The organism is Tardiphaga sp. 285_C5_N1_2 (assembly GCF_052076065.1).
Classification (GTDB): domain Bacteria; phylum Pseudomonadota; class Alphaproteobacteria; order Rhizobiales; family Xanthobacteraceae; genus Tardiphaga; species Tardiphaga robiniae.
Genome location: NZ_CP197241.1, coordinates 2563840 through 2577743, shown reverse-complemented (window position 1 = coordinate 2577743; position 13904 = coordinate 2563840). Strand labels below are relative to the sequence as shown.

Sequence of the window (13904 nt, the reverse complement as noted above, 5' to 3'; positions counted from 1 at the left end):
TTGGTCGAGCCCGCCCCTATCGTTCAATGCGGAAATTTAGACTGTAAAGTTGGGCAGGACGGCAAGTGCGTCGAAGGGCTGACGCTCGACAAGTGTCCGCACTACGGCAAGACACCGCAGCCGAAATCGGTCATTGGGATTGCCGCAGATGAAACGCACGGCGTGCTGCTGCCCTCGGGAGACCTTCTGACGGTTGAGGAAGCCAGCGGGATTCTGCGCCGGGGCGAATCGCGGGTGATAGCCATCGTCGGGCCGAAGGAGGTCGGAAAGACCACCCTCATCGCTTCCATATTCGAACTATTGCTTCGAGGTTCTGTAGGGCCATACCGCTTCTCAAGCTCAAGGACGCTCTACGCCTTCGAGCGCTCTTGCCATCCATCGCGCGCAATCTCGCAGAACGTCGTGCCGAAAACCGAACGCACGCTACTGACCGATGTGCATTTCTATCACTTGGCCACGCGCAGGGATGGTTCACCCTTAGTCGATATGCTGTTAGCCGACAGAAACGGCGAGGATTACCGTGCGTCCACGGATGATCCATCGACAGCGAGCGACTTCGCTGAGATCGCGCGCGCTGATACAATCTCGTTTCTGGTCGATGGAGACCAACTTGGGGACCTTACTACCCGCAGTTCGGTCGTGTCTGAAGTCCTGGCCACCGCGCAGGCTCTCATCGATGGCGAAGTGCTCGTTGGACGTCCGCGCGTCGCTATCATTCTCACCAAGGTCGATCAGATCAAGAAATTGGTGGACCCAGAACGATCGATGCGCGATTTCCGAAAGCTCGTGGCACGATTCGGGAGTTTATACAGTGAGGCCTTCGGAGAGATCCGATCCTTCGAGGTCGCCGCCTGTCCCGCCGATACATCGCTGTCACTCGGCTACGGCATTCCGGAACTGTTGAACTTCTGGCAGATGAAATCCCCAGAACCAGTCATAGCCACTGAACCTTACGTATCCCGCTCGACACGCTTCATGCATCTCCTGCACGGCACGCAAGAATGACCGACCCGAAGGACCATTCAATCATCATCTGCGGGCTGCCAGCGTCAGGCAAGACCACTTTCCTGGCGGCGCTCTGGCATGTCGTAGTCCAGCGCGTGGATTCGAACGCGAAGTTGAAATTTGATTCCCTGAAAGACGGCGACCACTCCCACCTCAACGCGATCACTCGGCGATGGCAGCAGGCGAAGGAGCAGATCCACACCGAAACAGCGTCGGGGAAGCTCGTTTCGATGAAACTCAAGGACAATAACGGTGGGAAGGTCAGAATGACATTCCCCGACCTTTCAGGAGAGTCCTATCAACGGATGTGGGAAGACCGCGAATGCGATCCGCAACTCGCACAATTCCTCAGCTCTGGAGAAGGCGTACTGTTGTTCGTGCATGCGAATGGGGTGAAGCACCCCATTGGGGTGGCGGAGGTCGCCGCACACGCCGCAGCGTTGGGCGGGGGCCCCCCGGAGCCCACCGTCTCAGCAAAATGGCATCCGAAGGATGCGCCGACGGCCGTCCAAGTCGTCGAGATGCTCCAAATGCTCCGATGCAACGCGCTGCGCTCGCCCGCCAGACGGATCGCTATCATGCTGTCGGCATGGGACAAGGTCGAGGAGGAAGGGCTTGATCCGGAAGCTTTCCTGGCACGCGAACTGCCTCTGCTAGACCAATATCTGCGTCAGGGCGAGGGCAATTGGGAGTTTCGTATATACGGGCTCAGCGCGCAAGGTAGCGATTACGAACCTAACTTGCGCGAAGGTGAGATGATAGACCCGGATCTCAAGGCGAAGGTAGACGCGATCCGGGAGATCGAGGAAGCCTCCGCGCGTATTCGGTTGTTTGCGCCTTCTCCGTCGACCGATCTCACGGAGCCGCTCGCATGGCTCACCGAATGAGCACTACGCGCTCGCCAAAGCTGCAGCAGGCGCTTCACGGATACTCCGACGGACACCGCCTGCTGGCCTCATCAATCGACCTTGTCGGCCGCGACGCCAAGACGATGTTGATGATGAGTGACGCTTCAGGTCCCGCCGCCGTCATCGGCGACGATGGGTATCTCACGGCCTATCCGCTTTCCGAGAGCGGGTACTACGCCTTCGCGCGTACTTGGCCGGCGCCGGAGATGCCGCGCCCTGGATGCGTCTGGACCCATACAATACTGATCGAGTTCAGCGATATCCCGGCGTTACAAAGCGCGAGCGGGCTATTGGATCTATTCCGTAGGCCGCACAAAAATGATCGCGACTACGATATTGCGCTCACGCTGTCCGAAGGTTCGGCCGGCGCGTCGCCTCCTAACCATGTCGCAGCGAGACAGATCCTATGGGCGATCTACCACAATCCATCCAGGCCAATCGTATCGTCGATCCTCGGACAACGAGAGCGGGACGAACTCGTCCTCGCGATGTGGGATCAGCAATGGCCGCGACTTAAGCGCGCCTTCCGCTTCTGCACCTTGTCCTTCGCCGACCGCTCCGCCGGTGGCAACGTTTTTGACCTACAATTTCTGCCTAGCTCCGGCCGGGTGCCGCGAGCGCAGTTCCGGACAGCGCTTGATGCCGACCGATCTGAAGTCGAGTTTCCCGACTGGCTCGATAACGCCGTCGCCGACCTGCGTGACGGCCCGCCCGGCGATCTGCGGCGTTTTCTGAGGACAGCGGGTAGCGACGTGAGCGGACGTGAAGCTTTCGTTCCGTTGGCAAGCCTGTATGCGCTCTCAAAGCAGTTTGCTACTGCTCCGGATAGCATCGAGCAGGCGATCTCGATTCTGGAAGAGACAATCCCTGACTCTCAGGGTCAGGCGGCTCGAACCCTCATCACACACGCGGCCGGATCGACATCGCATAACCTCAGCTCGCTCGGGCTTCAGTTCGTTCTAAAGCACTTCGATCTGATCGACGAAAGCCAAGCCGCCACATTGGCCGAGAACATCGGAAAGGCCCTTTGGACAAGCGATCCAGGGAAAATCATGGACCTGCTGTCTGAAGATTCCAGCAGACGGAAGATCGCCGCGCGCGCACTCGCCACTCTACCCTTACCCGTGCTTATTCAAGGCGCAGCGGCAGTACCGCAGCATAGGGTGGCGCTCTTTGACGCACGCCCGGATCTCGGCACTGCTGCCGACTTCTGGGCGCTTCCGGATACTTGGAGTGCCGCTTTCCTGCGGCACGCGGCGGAGCATCACGAGCTTGCCCCCGCTATGATCACCGCGATGATTCATTCGGCGAGGCCGTCGGTCCGGGAAGCCTGCAGCGCGTTTGGCCGCGAGAATGTTTTGCGACGACTCCTCGAATCTCTCGACGGTGACGTAACACTTCCGCCAGCCAACGCGAGGTCTTGGCTTACTGAAGCCTCTTTAGACCCAGAAGCCGTCGCGCGCTGTCTCTGCAATATCAATGTCACACGAGCTTCAACGCTCGATGCCCTAGCGCACGTCATCACGCCAGATTTCGTTCCAAACGCCCTTGGCGACGATCCATGGCTCTTGGCTCTGCGACGAATGGCAGCGTCAGACCTGACACAATATTTGGCGAGCTTCCTGCTCACACGAGCGTTCGGGCGACGAACGCGAAAACATGCCGAATTAGTGCAACTATCCTTCGACACCGTATTCGCCTCTGTCCAGCAGTCAGCGTTGCCCGATGAGGCCTGGCGACTTCTCGATGATCGGCTCTACCGCTCCTACTTTTGGCCCAGCTGGGATCGCAACCCACGCATCACGCAGACTACGGTTGATCTATACGTAGACAACGACCTCGATCCGGGGGCCTTTGTGAGGATCACGGCGCACGACGGAGTCTTCGCGCTGCTGGTCGATGTCGCGGCTCGCTCGTTCAGAGGCCAGCGATACTTAAAGTCTGCGAGAGACCGGCTATCGCACGATGGAAGACAGTCGGAGCGGCTGCGTATCATCAAGCAAGCTATTTGGTAGCTCCCCAGCGGCTGCGGAATATATTACCTCGCTGATCCGGCCAGTTAGGCACGACGGAGGGCCGGTCAACGAATTGAGCGAGCGGTTTCGGTCCGAGTTGGTGCGGCCGTCGCGGTCGTCGCTACCGTCCGCGGTGCTAGGACTCTCAGCTGATGCAGAGACGCCGTGGAGGATGGCGCCGCCGACTGTTCCTGAACATTCGCAGCTCCCATTACTCGAACCTGCACCGCCGATATCGGCAAACCCGCCGATTCATAGGTCGGCAACTCCGCAGCGAAGCCGGCACCGCCACCCGCAATCGAGATCGCGGCGGCGGCTGCGATCGATAAGGAAGTCATCTTCACTATTAATCTCCTCGTAGGATTGAATGAGGCAGCTAAGACTTTTTTGCTGCATTGCGACGGTAGATTGCTGCATTGCAGCAATGCAAGTTCCTCACATCGCCCCAGCCGGCTCCGGCGTCCCGGCCCTCGCCTCGGCGCGACCTCGTGTGCCTCGTATTTCATCGAAGGCGCGATCGCCCTACGGAGGGCCGATCATCGCATGAGCGAACGGCTTCAGTCCGAGTTGCCGCCGTCGCGGTCGTCGCTGCCGTCCGCGGTGCTAGGACTCTCAGCTGATGCAGAGATGCCGTGGAGGTTGGCGCCGCCGACTGTTCCTGGACATTCGCGGCTCCCAGTGCCGCCGGCGCTGCGACCGCATCATCGTGATCCAGGAGCCAGGGCGCCGGACGCCCCCAATGGCGCCTCGGAAGGCGCCCAGAGATTCGTCCTCATAAGAGGGAAGCTAAGTTGATTTAGCTTCCCTCCGTGGCTAATCAATTTCGGGGTCCCCCAGCTGGACCGCACGGACTGCGAAGCGAAGCGTTCTGTCATCGGCAAAGAAGATCATCAGTATTGGAGTCACGCGGGTGACTTTGCTACTTGGCCACCGAGCCAGAACTGCTCCGTTGGGAAGCTAACTGTTCTACAGAGTTATCGCACACTGCGTGAGGTGTAACGTGAACCTCCCTCGACTCGAGAAGACTTCCTCCCGGCAGCTCGTGGCCACCAAAACCAATTAGCTGGGCTGCCGCCTTCTCGCGCATTCTGGCCAACTTGCAGAACTACTGATCCAGTTCCTCCCGTTCCGGCCATTTGGCCTCATCGCGCTGCAGATAGGTTACAAGGTGCGAAATTGCTGATCCATCGGATGGCACGCTAGGACGAACAACTTTAACAGCGACTTTCCGAATTTCTCGGCGAGCTCAGCCGACATCAGGTGAGGCGTCAGCAGCTCGCACACGACCTTCTGGATCGTGCGAAATATCCAGGTCCCATCCGCATCGATATGAGACTAATGGAATAAGCGCACATCGTGCGGTACCGCAGCGGCAAGTGTTCGGAAGGCCTCCCGCTTGCCAATCTGTTAGTATCGATGCGCCGCAAACAGCTAGATAGCACGAACAGGATCTAACGATGGAGACGCCGGAAGGCTTCGAAGAACGCGTGAATTATCGAGAGCGCTACAACGAGCAATCGGAGAGCACCATGAGAACGACGTGGACGCCTAGAGCGTCATTTCCTCGCGGAGATAGACCGTATCGACTGACTTGAGTGCCAATTGATCCGTAAAACCTCCCTTCACGGCGGCGACGTCGTTGCCAAAAACGTCTCGGGCACGAGGAAACCGCACCTGTACGCGATCAGCAGCTGGTAAGGCTTCGTCTCGGCCTTGTATGTGTCGGCGGATGGTTCATCCAGCGCGCGCCGTCCAATACCATCAGACCCCGCATGAAAGCACTCCACTGGATGCGCTCCAGCTGGTCGGCCGAGGACCGGTCCCCGAGAGAATTGCGAGGGAACCGCGCTGCGGTACCAGATTGATCGCAAATCGTCGTCCACCACGGCATCGATGCCCAGCGACGGACAGGCCTTCGCACCCGCAACGACGAAGAAGCAGGGCATCGAGACCGGCGAGGAGTGTTTCTCTTCGGTCTGAGTATCCATGAGCGGCAATCCCCCGTGCCGCCAGTTCATCTCGGAGGTATCGCGAGCGGCTTCGTCGATCCGCGCGTCGGCTCGTCGGTCAGGTCATGACGACAACAGAAGCGCCATCTGACGTGGCGTCTAGCCTTATGACCAGCCGTTGAGTGCGCGCAGCGGCGCACTGCGCGCGCGCCGTTGTTGCTGCCGTGAAGTTAGCGCGCTCCGCGAGGGACCTGTGCGCGCCATGCGCGCAGCGGCGCGCGCAGGTTGCGCGGTGTCGGAACTGCATGAGAGGCAATATATGCTTTGGCATATGCGCACCCTGTTTTATATGCTTTGACGTATGATGGCTTGACATTTCTCACATGCCATGGCATATATGGCATCACCTCACATATGTAGAAGTGTATAAATGTCCGATTTTCCCTTGGCGCAGACGCTTCGAGACGCGCGACGCAAGCAGGGTCTGACCCAGGAAGCCCTGGGCAATCGCCTGAGGATCCCGCAGACCCACGTCTCAGCGATGGAGGCGGGAACTGTCGACGTGCGCGCCTCCACGCTCATCGCCTGGACGAGGGCTCTGGGCCTTGAACTTCTTCTGCTGCCCAGAGAGGTCGTACCGGCGGTCCAGTTCCTGAAGAAGGAGATGGCAAAGCCGGAGCCGAACACGGCACGCCCGTCGCAGCCGCTCTACGGATCGACCGAGATGGACGAGGACGAAGAAGACGAACCCGCGCCGCGCCCCTGAGAGGACATCGTCCATGCCCGAGAGACCCCATACCCTCGAGATTTCGCTGAACGACACCCTCGTGGGCACGATCACGAACGTGCCCGGCGACAAGAACAGCTTCGCGTTCGATCCGGCATACCGCGCCAACGACGAACGGCCGACCCTCAGCCTCGGCTTCCTTGCCGACACGGGAGGTCTTGTGGACGACGTCCCTACGACGAACGCCAGGCTGCCGCCCTACTTCTCCAACCTGCTCCCCGAAGGCAAGCTGCGCGACTACGTGGCCGAGGCCGCGGACATCCATCCTCAGCGGGAATTCCTGCTCCTGTGGGCCCTGGGAAAGGACCTCCCCGGCGCCATCAAGGTCCGCGCGTTGGGAATGTCCCAGCAGGACGAAGCCAAGGATGCGGACGTGCGGCGCGCCGAGACCTCCCCGCTCAAGTTCTCCTTGGCCGGCGTGCAGCTGAAGTTCTCGGCTTTGGCTTCGGCGACGGGCGGCATGACCGTCCCGGTGAACGGCCTGGGCGGCGACTGGATACTGAAGCTGCCGTCCATGACCCACGAAGGCGTCTCCGAAAACGAATTCGTCATGCTCGGCATCGCCGCCGCGCTGGGCATCGAGACGCCGGACCGCAGGCTGCTGGATCCGTCGGAGATCCAGGGCCTTCCGGAGGACGTCGGACAGCTGAAGGGGAAGGCATTGGCCGTGAGACGCTACGACCGCCCGTCCGACGGTGCCCGCGTCCATCAGGAGGATTTCGCCCAGATATTCAACCAGTATCCGGAGCAGAAGTACAAGAACCGCAACTTCTCCAACATCGCGGCCGTGATCACGGATCAGATGGGCTTCGACGCCGGCCTGGAGTTCGTTCGCAGGCAGATCTTCAACGCCATCATCGGCAACGGCGACATGCACCTCAAGAACTGGTCCCTCGTCTATCCCGACGGCAAGACCCCGAAACTCGCGCCAGCCTACGATTACCTGTCGACGATTCCGTACATCCCGAGCGACAAGCTCGCGCTGAATTTCGGCGGCTCGAAGGACTTCTTCCCGGTCGACCGGGAAAGGTCCAAGCGTTTCGCCGACAAAGCGAGGCTGCCCGCGGAAGCCGTCTGGACCGCCGTCGAGGAGACGTCCACCCGCACTTGGGATGAATGGAAACGTTCACCCGCAGCGGAGCTCATTCCGGGCGACGTGTTCGCCAAGATCGACGAGCACGTGGAGCAGTCCATGGCGCGGTTCGACGTGCCCTACGCCAAACCGATGCAGCCGTAATCCCAGCCTGCGCGAGCCCTAGTCGCCTCGAAAAATCAGCCTGCGGTGTTCAGCCAGGAAATGCCGATGTCCATCGTTCAGCGGATCAGACCGAATAACCAATATCCGCTTCAGCTGCAGTGATTCGAAAAGATTCGCGGGGACGAACCGCCAGACCGCACGGCGCGCGGCCTCCGGGATCCACAGAGAGCATCTGCGGATGCGGACGGCGGTAGCCAAACGTCTTCGCCGCTTTGAGTCCCCGGTGAACCTCGATCAAGCCAACGACTTCGGCGGGCAGCGGCACATCCTTCCAACGGCGTGCGCACCACCCTTCGTCGTAGACCGGGAAAAGGTCCTTGATCTTGGCGCGCGTCGCAAGCCCGCGGCGCGCAATCTCGGCTGCCGACGCGCAGGCGTCGGGCAGGTCGAACCATAAATTGCCGATCGTGGTGGAGTATCCACCCCAGGCCTCGACCACCTTGATGCCGGCCAGCGCCGCCTTCCGGCGCAGCATGCCGATCAGCAACGTCCTGGCCCAATAGTTCGGCAGGCGGTTGGTCCTCCTCGACGGGCCGCCGCTGCGCAGCTTGCCCAGGCCCTGCTCCGCTGAATTCGTAGGCCAAGGCCCGGACGACCCTGAGTAGGTCTTCCAGCGTGCGCAGCCGGCGGTCCTCGGCCATCAGGGGCCTCTAGGAACGGAAAGTTCGGGTTGCGCATCCAAACCGCGCTTGACCACCCTCCTCGCGGCCTTTCTCAGCCGGACGCGGGCATGGTAGTCGCCAAAGTCGACGCCCTCGGCGAGATAAAACGGCGAGGTGTTGCGCAGCCTAACCATCTCGCGATCTCGACTGATGAGCTTCGAAGCCAGTTCCTTCGGCGGTAGCGCAAGCAGCTCCTGCCATTCGCGCACGAAGGGCCAGTCGGCGAACTGGCTCGCCTGGCGCTCATGCGCCACCTTGGCCTTCTCCACCAACGACGGGTCGTGACGAAGCATCCGCGCGATCAGCCGATGCATCATCAGCTTCGCGGTGTCGCCTACTACGCCCTCGTTCAGTCCGTCGCCCATGGCGGGGATCGCCTCACTCTCGGCAATACGAGCGTTCGTTTAGGCCCGCTTAGAAATATAAACAGCCGGACGGTAACACGAAAGAGCGCTGATCAGGCTCGGACGGCGATGGTTACTTCTTCAATTCATAGTCGCCGGAAAGCCACCCCAGCAGCAGTTCCTCGGTCACCCGGGAGACATTGGTGTTCTCCCGGATCGCCTTGATTTTGGCGTCCTCGACCACCTTTTCCTTGATGATCTCCGTCAAGGCCGCCAGCCGCGGGCGTAGCGCCTCAGCGCAGCCCTCTCTGCCTCCGGAACGCCGTCTCGTCCATGCCGGCGGACAGCCGCTCCTCCCAGGCGAGGCTGAGCATCTCCACGGAAAAATCCGGTATCCCGATCACGCGACCGATGTCGGCCGCCATCCCGAGAACTGCCTCTTTCTCCAACGGGGAGCCGCCGTCGACCAGGAAGACGTACGGCGAGCGCTTGGCATCGGAATAGGTGCGGCGCGAGTACACCACGTACTCGTAGAGCACGTGGGCCAGGCTCTCGGTGATGACGATCGGACGGGCATCGAAAGAGTCCTTGCCGCCCACGATGATCTGCTTCTCGGGGCCGTTGACGATCAGGTCCGTGGTCCGCAACACCAGCGCTTCTAGAAGCTCCATCCCGGTGGAAGCGCTCGCAGTCAGAGGTCGCCGACCTGAAGATGGTGGATAACCCGAATGCCCCACAACCTTGATTGGTTCGGCAGGGCAACTGCAAGCGATACAGCGCTAACGGCGAATGCGCGTTTTATCTAGAGCTCGCTTCTATCTGGCACACCCGCCCTCGTAGGATCGCTCAAGTCGTCGCGTGACGTTCCGTCGATGAAGTCTTAGGTTACTGTCTGAATTCGTCCGGAAGGCTACCGGGCAGATTAGGCGGCGTCGTCTGATCGCGATAATGCGCGAGAACCTGAAGCCGAATGGCCGACGACAGATTTCCCTGATCCCTATTGCGGTCGATCTCGCTTACTAGATCCGACAACGTGAGACTGCGCTCACCGGCGATTTCCTTCATGCCGCTCCAAAACGCTTCTTCCAAACTGACGCTCGTCTTATGACCGCCAATGACAATGGACCTCTTGGCTACCGGAGACTTCATACGATTGCTCCCTGGCTTTCCACACTCGATGGTAGGTTACAAATAACTGTTGCACAGGACCATCGCAGACCGACGGCATTTATCAAGCCACGCTTTAGGAGATGATGGGGCAGCGCCAAGAGCAAAGCGCCTTAGTGCTGCATCGACCGGTACCACCACGAGGTGGAGGCCACCGGCCGTGAAGGCCTTCTCCCGTCTCGGTGCCAGGCCCGCCCGCCTCGGCCACGCGATGACCCTGGGCACCGTAGGAATGCGCGTAGGCGACGAAATCCAGATTGCCGAAAGTCATCCCCGCATTTCGTGATTGCGTGTGGCTGGGCCACTATTGGTAAGGTGCAGATATACTCATTGTAGAAAGTCCGGCTCGCCCACGAAGGTCGGCTCAATACCGAGTACCTTCAGCGCAACAGCGGGATAACTGCGTTACCCGACTGGACCGAGCAGATCAGGCCGCGCAGCGCAGCCTGATCGCATCACACCTATTTCAAACGGACCGTTACGCCTCCCACTGCAGCCGACAATTCAGCGCCGACCTTTGGGCCGCTGAGCTGCAGGACCACGCCATTGGCATTCTGCAGTTGGACGCCCCTGGCCCCGGCGGCAACCGCACCGCCAGCTCCTTCCGATCTAGCTCACGTCAAATAAGCGCGCGGCCTTCGCCGCCCGCGATTGCGGTATCGCACCGGGATACATAAGTGCTGCTCACCGTGTCGATCCATTCCGGAGAAGCCCGATTTTCCATCTCATTTTTGGCCTCCCCTGGCTGCTCGTCGTCACCCGCTTCCTCTGGCCCCTTCATCTTCCACTTGCTGCAAAATTTGCGGTCGCGCTGCTTCTGCTGGTGGCATCGCAATTCCATTTTTGGAGCAAGCTCTCTTCGGGTTCGGTGCTCTGTCCCGAATTTCCACGCCCGGTCGTCGTCCTTTTCAACTGGGCCTTCGGCGGCATCATTCTTCTCGCGCTACTGCAAATGCTGCTGGACGGAGCAACGCTCGTCGGTGCGCTGATCCCTGGTGGTAGCTTCAGCGTGCCCGACGGCTTCCGGTACGCGATGGCGGGTCTGGCCGCCTGTCTGGCTGCGATCGGCGTGATGCAAGCCACACGAATTCCGCCTCTGAAAGACATAGAAGTACGCATCCAAGGGCTTCCGCGGCAATTCGACGGTTACACGATCCTGCAACTGACAGATCTTCACATTAGCCGCCTGTTTCCCGCCGCATGGGCGCGTGCCGTCATCGAGCGCTCGAACATCCTTAATGTGGATCTGATCGCGATCACGGGAGATCTGATCGACGGCACGCTCGCCGTCCGACGCGCGGACGTCGAGCCGCTTCGGGACCTGCGCGCGATCGACGGCGTTTACGTGATCCCCGGCAACCACGAATACTACTTCGGCTACGCTGCCTGGATGCAGCACTACGCTTCGATGGGAATGGTCACACTTGAGAACAGGCACGTCGTTCTCGATCGTGGCGGCGGGCGGCTCGTCCTCGCTGGCGTCACCGATCGCGCATCGCGCGGCGGCGGCTTCACCGCACCGGACATCGAGGCCGCCGTCGATGGTTCCCCCGACGGCGCTCCAGTCATCCTACTCGATCATCAGCCGAGCGAAGCTCAGCGCGCCGCAGCGCTCGGCGTGAAGCTTCAGCTTTCCGGACATACGCATGGTGGATTGATCGTCGGGCTGGATAGGCTGGCCGCGCGCGCCAACGCGGGCTATGTCTCCGGCCGCTACCAGGTCGGCGGAATGACGCTTTACGTGAACAACGGCACCGGGCTTTGGCCGGGATTCGCGCTACGGCTCGGACGCCCGCCGGAGCTAACACGGATCACACTGCGACCCAGACCATAGTCAGCGCCCGATACTGGCAGCTTCCGCTGCCGCGCGTTGCATGCTTGATGACATTTCGCCGGTCACTGTGCTTTGCTCTTCAACCGCAGCCGCGGTAGCGGTAACATACTCGCTGACATTCTGAATTTCCTGCTTAATTGCTTCAAGCGCGGTGACAACTTCACTCGATATGCCGTTCAAACTGTCGATCTCGCGAGTAATCTTGTCAGTGGCCTGCTTAGCCTGATTTGCAAGATTTTTAACTTCGGACGCGACGACTGCAAAGCCGCGTCCTGCCTCGCCAGCGCGGGCGGATTCAATCGTGGCATTCAGGGCAAGAAGATTGATCTGCCCTGTAATGTTTCCAATCAGTTCGACGATACCGCTCATGGCCTGCGCTGCCGCACTGAGGCGTTGCGCCTGTCCATCGGCGGATTCAACTTTGCCCACCGCCGACATCGCAGTATTCTTCGACTTGACCATCGCTTCGGAAATTTCGCGCACTGACGCGTTTAGTTCTTCGGCGCCTGCCGCGACCGACTCCATCATCGAACGAACCCGCTCGCTCTTCATGCGGGCAATTACCTGAGCCGTCGTATCAGCAGCGTATTTGACGACTTTAAACGGCCTACCGTTAAGATCCAGGATGGGATTGTAGGACGCCTGAATCCAGACTTCCTTGCCGCCCTTTCCGATCCGCTTATACTCGGCGGCCTGGTATTCACCACGGTTCAGACTTGCCCAGAACTCGCGATAGGCAGCTCCATCACGCTCCGAAGGATCGACGAAGACGCTGTGATGCCTGCCCTTGATTTCTCCCAGCGAATATCCCAGCGCTTGCAGGAAGTTCTCGTTCGCCGTCAAGACGATGCCATCCATACCGAATTCGATCACAGCCTGTGATTTTCCAATCGCAGCGATCTGTCCGGCAAGGTCCACAGTTTGGAGCTTTTGCTCGGTAACGTTGGTGGCGAATTTTACCACCTTGAACGGCTTGCCTTTTTCGTCGAGGACCGGATTGTAGGAGGCAAGAATCCACACCTCTTTGCCGCCCTTGCCAATCCGCTTGTACTCGGCGGCCTGGTATTCGCCGCGGTTCAATCGCGCCCAGAATTCTCGATATTCTTCGCTGTTGCGCATCGCCGGTTCGACGAACATGCTGTGATGCTTGCCCTGGATTTCAGCCAACTCATAGCCAAGCGCGTCGAGAAAATTTTCATTCGCGGTGACGATCGTTCCGTCCAGATCGAATTCGATCACGGCTTGCGCTCGCCCGATGGCCGCGATCTTGCTGGTTTCTTCCATACTCTGGATTTTCTTCGCGGTGATGTCGGTCGCGAACTTGATGACCTTGATCGGCCTGCCACCACGATCCATGATCGGGTTGTAGGACGCCTCAATCCAGATCTCCTTGCCACCCTTGCCGACCCGCTTGTATTCGGCGGACTGAAACTCGCCGCGGTTGAGGCTCGCCCAGAACGCTCGGTATGCCGAGCTATCGCGCATTTCCGGCTCGACGAACATGCTGTGATGCTTGCCCTGGATTTCGGTAAGCGTAAATCCGCTCACGGTCAGGAAATTCTGATTGGCTGTGATCACCCCACCGCTCATATCGAATTCGATGACCGCTTGCGATCTGTTGATTGCCGCCAACTGGGCAGCTGCACTATCGGATTTGGAATGTTGTCGCCAGAACGTCATTCTATGCAGTCCCTTATTCGCAATGCAGCGCGTTCAATTTGAACTGCGGGCGCGCGCCAGCGATTCTTGCAATCGCATTCAAAGAAAATGTACTCGCGCTTCACAGGCTTGAATTTTAGAGTCCATTGCGGTCGCACCCAGTTTATGATTGCGGCGCGGGCGCATGGGCTCCTCTGAACCCGACTACTTAAATACGTGACTAGGTATAAAGAGACGCGTTTACGATTCGGTTAGTCCCTACAATGCCTGGCGAGTTCTCGGAGTGACATGCCAATTTCTGCTGTGCTGGTCCAGT

Annotated in this window: 13 protein-coding genes; 6 read left to right on the top strand and 7 right to left on the bottom strand. The window is 59.7% G+C overall.

What is annotated here, in order from left to right:
- From AB7951_RS12305 to AB7951_RS12295, 3 genes are read left to right on the top strand one after another with little or no spacing between them, the layout of a single operon-like run.
- Positions 1 to 1005, top strand: coding sequence for a TRAFAC clade GTPase domain-containing protein (locus tag AB7951_RS12305; RefSeq protein ID WP_441255824.1), 1005 nt, complete (start codon positions 1 to 3; stop codon positions 1003 to 1005).
- Positions 1002 to 1892 (top strand): TRAFAC clade GTPase domain-containing protein, encoded by an 891-nt coding sequence (locus AB7951_RS12300; protein ID WP_441255823.1) that lies wholly within the window; start codon positions 1002 to 1004, stop codon positions 1890 to 1892. Before AB7951_RS12305 ends, AB7951_RS12300 begins: the two co-directional genes overlap by 4 nt.
- Complete coding sequence (locus AB7951_RS12295; RefSeq protein ID WP_441255822.1) at positions 1889 to 3928, top strand: GAP1-N1 domain-containing protein; 2040 nt, start codon at positions 1889 to 1891, stop codon at positions 3926 to 3928. The genes AB7951_RS12300 and AB7951_RS12295 overlap by 4 nt, the downstream gene beginning before the upstream one ends.
- Positions 3929 to 5550: 1622 nt before the next feature.
- Here AB7951_RS12295 and AB7951_RS12290 read toward each other — a convergent pair.
- The gene (locus AB7951_RS12290; protein ID WP_441255821.1) at positions 5551 to 5916 is read right to left on the bottom strand and encodes a hypothetical protein; all 366 of its coding nucleotides are present in this window, start codon (positions 5914 to 5916) and stop codon (positions 5551 to 5553) included.
- A 391-nt stretch (positions 5917 to 6307) separates the two neighbouring features.
- Here AB7951_RS12290 and AB7951_RS12285 point away from each other — a divergent pair, with 391 nt between their 5' ends.
- Both AB7951_RS12285 and AB7951_RS12280 read left to right on the top strand, forming a co-directional pair.
- On the top strand, positions 6308 to 6643 hold the full coding sequence (locus AB7951_RS12285) for a helix-turn-helix domain-containing protein (RefSeq protein WP_439066478.1): 336 nt from the start codon (positions 6308 to 6310) through the stop codon (positions 6641 to 6643).
- Between the two features lie 13 nt (positions 6644 to 6656).
- Positions 6657 to 7901 carry a HipA domain-containing protein gene (locus AB7951_RS12280; protein ID WP_441255820.1) on the top strand — a complete coding sequence of 415 codons (1245 nt, stop codon included), beginning with the start codon at positions 6657 to 6659 and terminating at the stop codon, positions 7899 to 7901.
- A gap of 85 nt (positions 7902 to 7986) precedes the next feature.
- Here the strand turns inward: AB7951_RS12280 and AB7951_RS12275 are convergent, their stop codons facing one another.
- The 5 genes from AB7951_RS12275 to AB7951_RS12255 all read right to left on the bottom strand — a co-directional run bounded on the left by AB7951_RS12275 (position 7987) and on the right by AB7951_RS12255 (position 10077).
- Positions 7987 to 8409, bottom strand: coding sequence for a hypothetical protein (locus AB7951_RS12275; RefSeq protein WP_441255819.1), 423 nt, complete (start codon positions 8407 to 8409; stop codon positions 7987 to 7989).
- A 153-nt stretch (positions 8410 to 8562) separates the two neighbouring features.
- Entirely contained in the window at positions 8563 to 8949 is a 387-nt protein-coding gene (locus tag AB7951_RS12270; protein ID WP_439066481.1) for a hypothetical protein, read from the bottom strand.
- A gap of 112 nt (positions 8950 to 9061) precedes the next feature.
- The gene (locus AB7951_RS12265) at positions 9062 to 9196 is read right to left on the bottom strand and encodes a hypothetical protein (RefSeq protein ID WP_439066482.1); all 135 of its coding nucleotides are present in this window, start codon (positions 9194 to 9196) and stop codon (positions 9062 to 9064) included.
- A gap of 25 nt (positions 9197 to 9221) precedes the next feature.
- Positions 9222 to 9599, bottom strand: a complete 378-nt coding sequence (locus AB7951_RS12260) for a hypothetical protein (protein WP_439066483.1) — start codon at positions 9597 to 9599, stop codon at positions 9222 to 9224.
- A gap of 214 nt (positions 9600 to 9813) precedes the next feature.
- Positions 9814 to 10077 (bottom strand): ribbon-helix-helix domain-containing protein, encoded by a 264-nt coding sequence (locus AB7951_RS12255; protein WP_439066484.1) that lies wholly within the window; start codon positions 10075 to 10077, stop codon positions 9814 to 9816.
- Positions 10078 to 10810: 733 nt separating this feature from the next.
- On the opposite strand from AB7951_RS12255, the gene AB7951_RS12250 reads away from it, so the two are divergent.
- Positions 10811 to 11929, top strand: a complete 1119-nt coding sequence (locus AB7951_RS12250; RefSeq protein ID WP_439066621.1) for a metallophosphoesterase — start codon at positions 10811 to 10813, stop codon at positions 11927 to 11929.
- Here the strand turns inward: AB7951_RS12250 and AB7951_RS12245 are convergent, their stop codons facing one another.
- On the bottom strand, positions 11930 to 13609 hold the full coding sequence (locus AB7951_RS12245) for a PAS domain-containing protein (protein ID WP_441255818.1): 1680 nt from the start codon (positions 13607 to 13609) through the stop codon (positions 11930 to 11932). It lies immediately after the preceding gene.
- Positions 13610 to 13904: the final 295 nt, after the last annotated feature.

What these genes read in the sequence shown, in the direction of transcription:
- AB7951_RS12295 (WP_441255822.1), top strand. Translation starts at nt 1,889, where the DNA reads ATGAGCACTACGCGCTCGCCAAAGCTGCAGCAGGCGCTTCACGGATAC.
- AB7951_RS12245 (WP_441255818.1), bottom strand. Translation starts at nt 13,609, where the DNA reads ATGACGTTCTGGCGACAACATTCCAAATCCGATAGTGCAGCTGCCCAG.
- AB7951_RS12270 (WP_439066481.1), bottom strand. Translation starts at nt 8,949, where the DNA reads ATGGGCGACGGACTGAACGAGGGCGTAGTAGGCGACACCGCGAAGCTG.
- AB7951_RS12280 (WP_441255820.1), top strand. Translation starts at nt 6,657, where the DNA reads ATGCCCGAGAGACCCCATACCCTCGAGATTTCGCTGAACGACACCCTC.
- AB7951_RS12285 (WP_439066478.1), top strand. Translation starts at nt 6,308, where the DNA reads ATGTCCGATTTTCCCTTGGCGCAGACGCTTCGAGACGCGCGACGCAAG.
- AB7951_RS12260 (WP_439066483.1), bottom strand. Translation starts at nt 9,599, where the DNA reads ATGGAGCTTCTAGAAGCGCTGGTGTTGCGGACCACGGACCTGATCGTC.
- AB7951_RS12300 (WP_441255823.1), top strand. Translation starts at nt 1,002, where the DNA reads ATGACCGACCCGAAGGACCATTCAATCATCATCTGCGGGCTGCCAGCG.
- AB7951_RS12255 (WP_439066484.1), bottom strand. Translation starts at nt 10,077, where the DNA reads ATGAAGTCTCCGGTAGCCAAGAGGTCCATTGTCATTGGCGGTCATAAG.
- AB7951_RS12290 (WP_441255821.1), bottom strand. Translation starts at nt 5,916, where the DNA reads ATGGATACTCAGACCGAAGAGAAACACTCCTCGCCGGTCTCGATGCCC.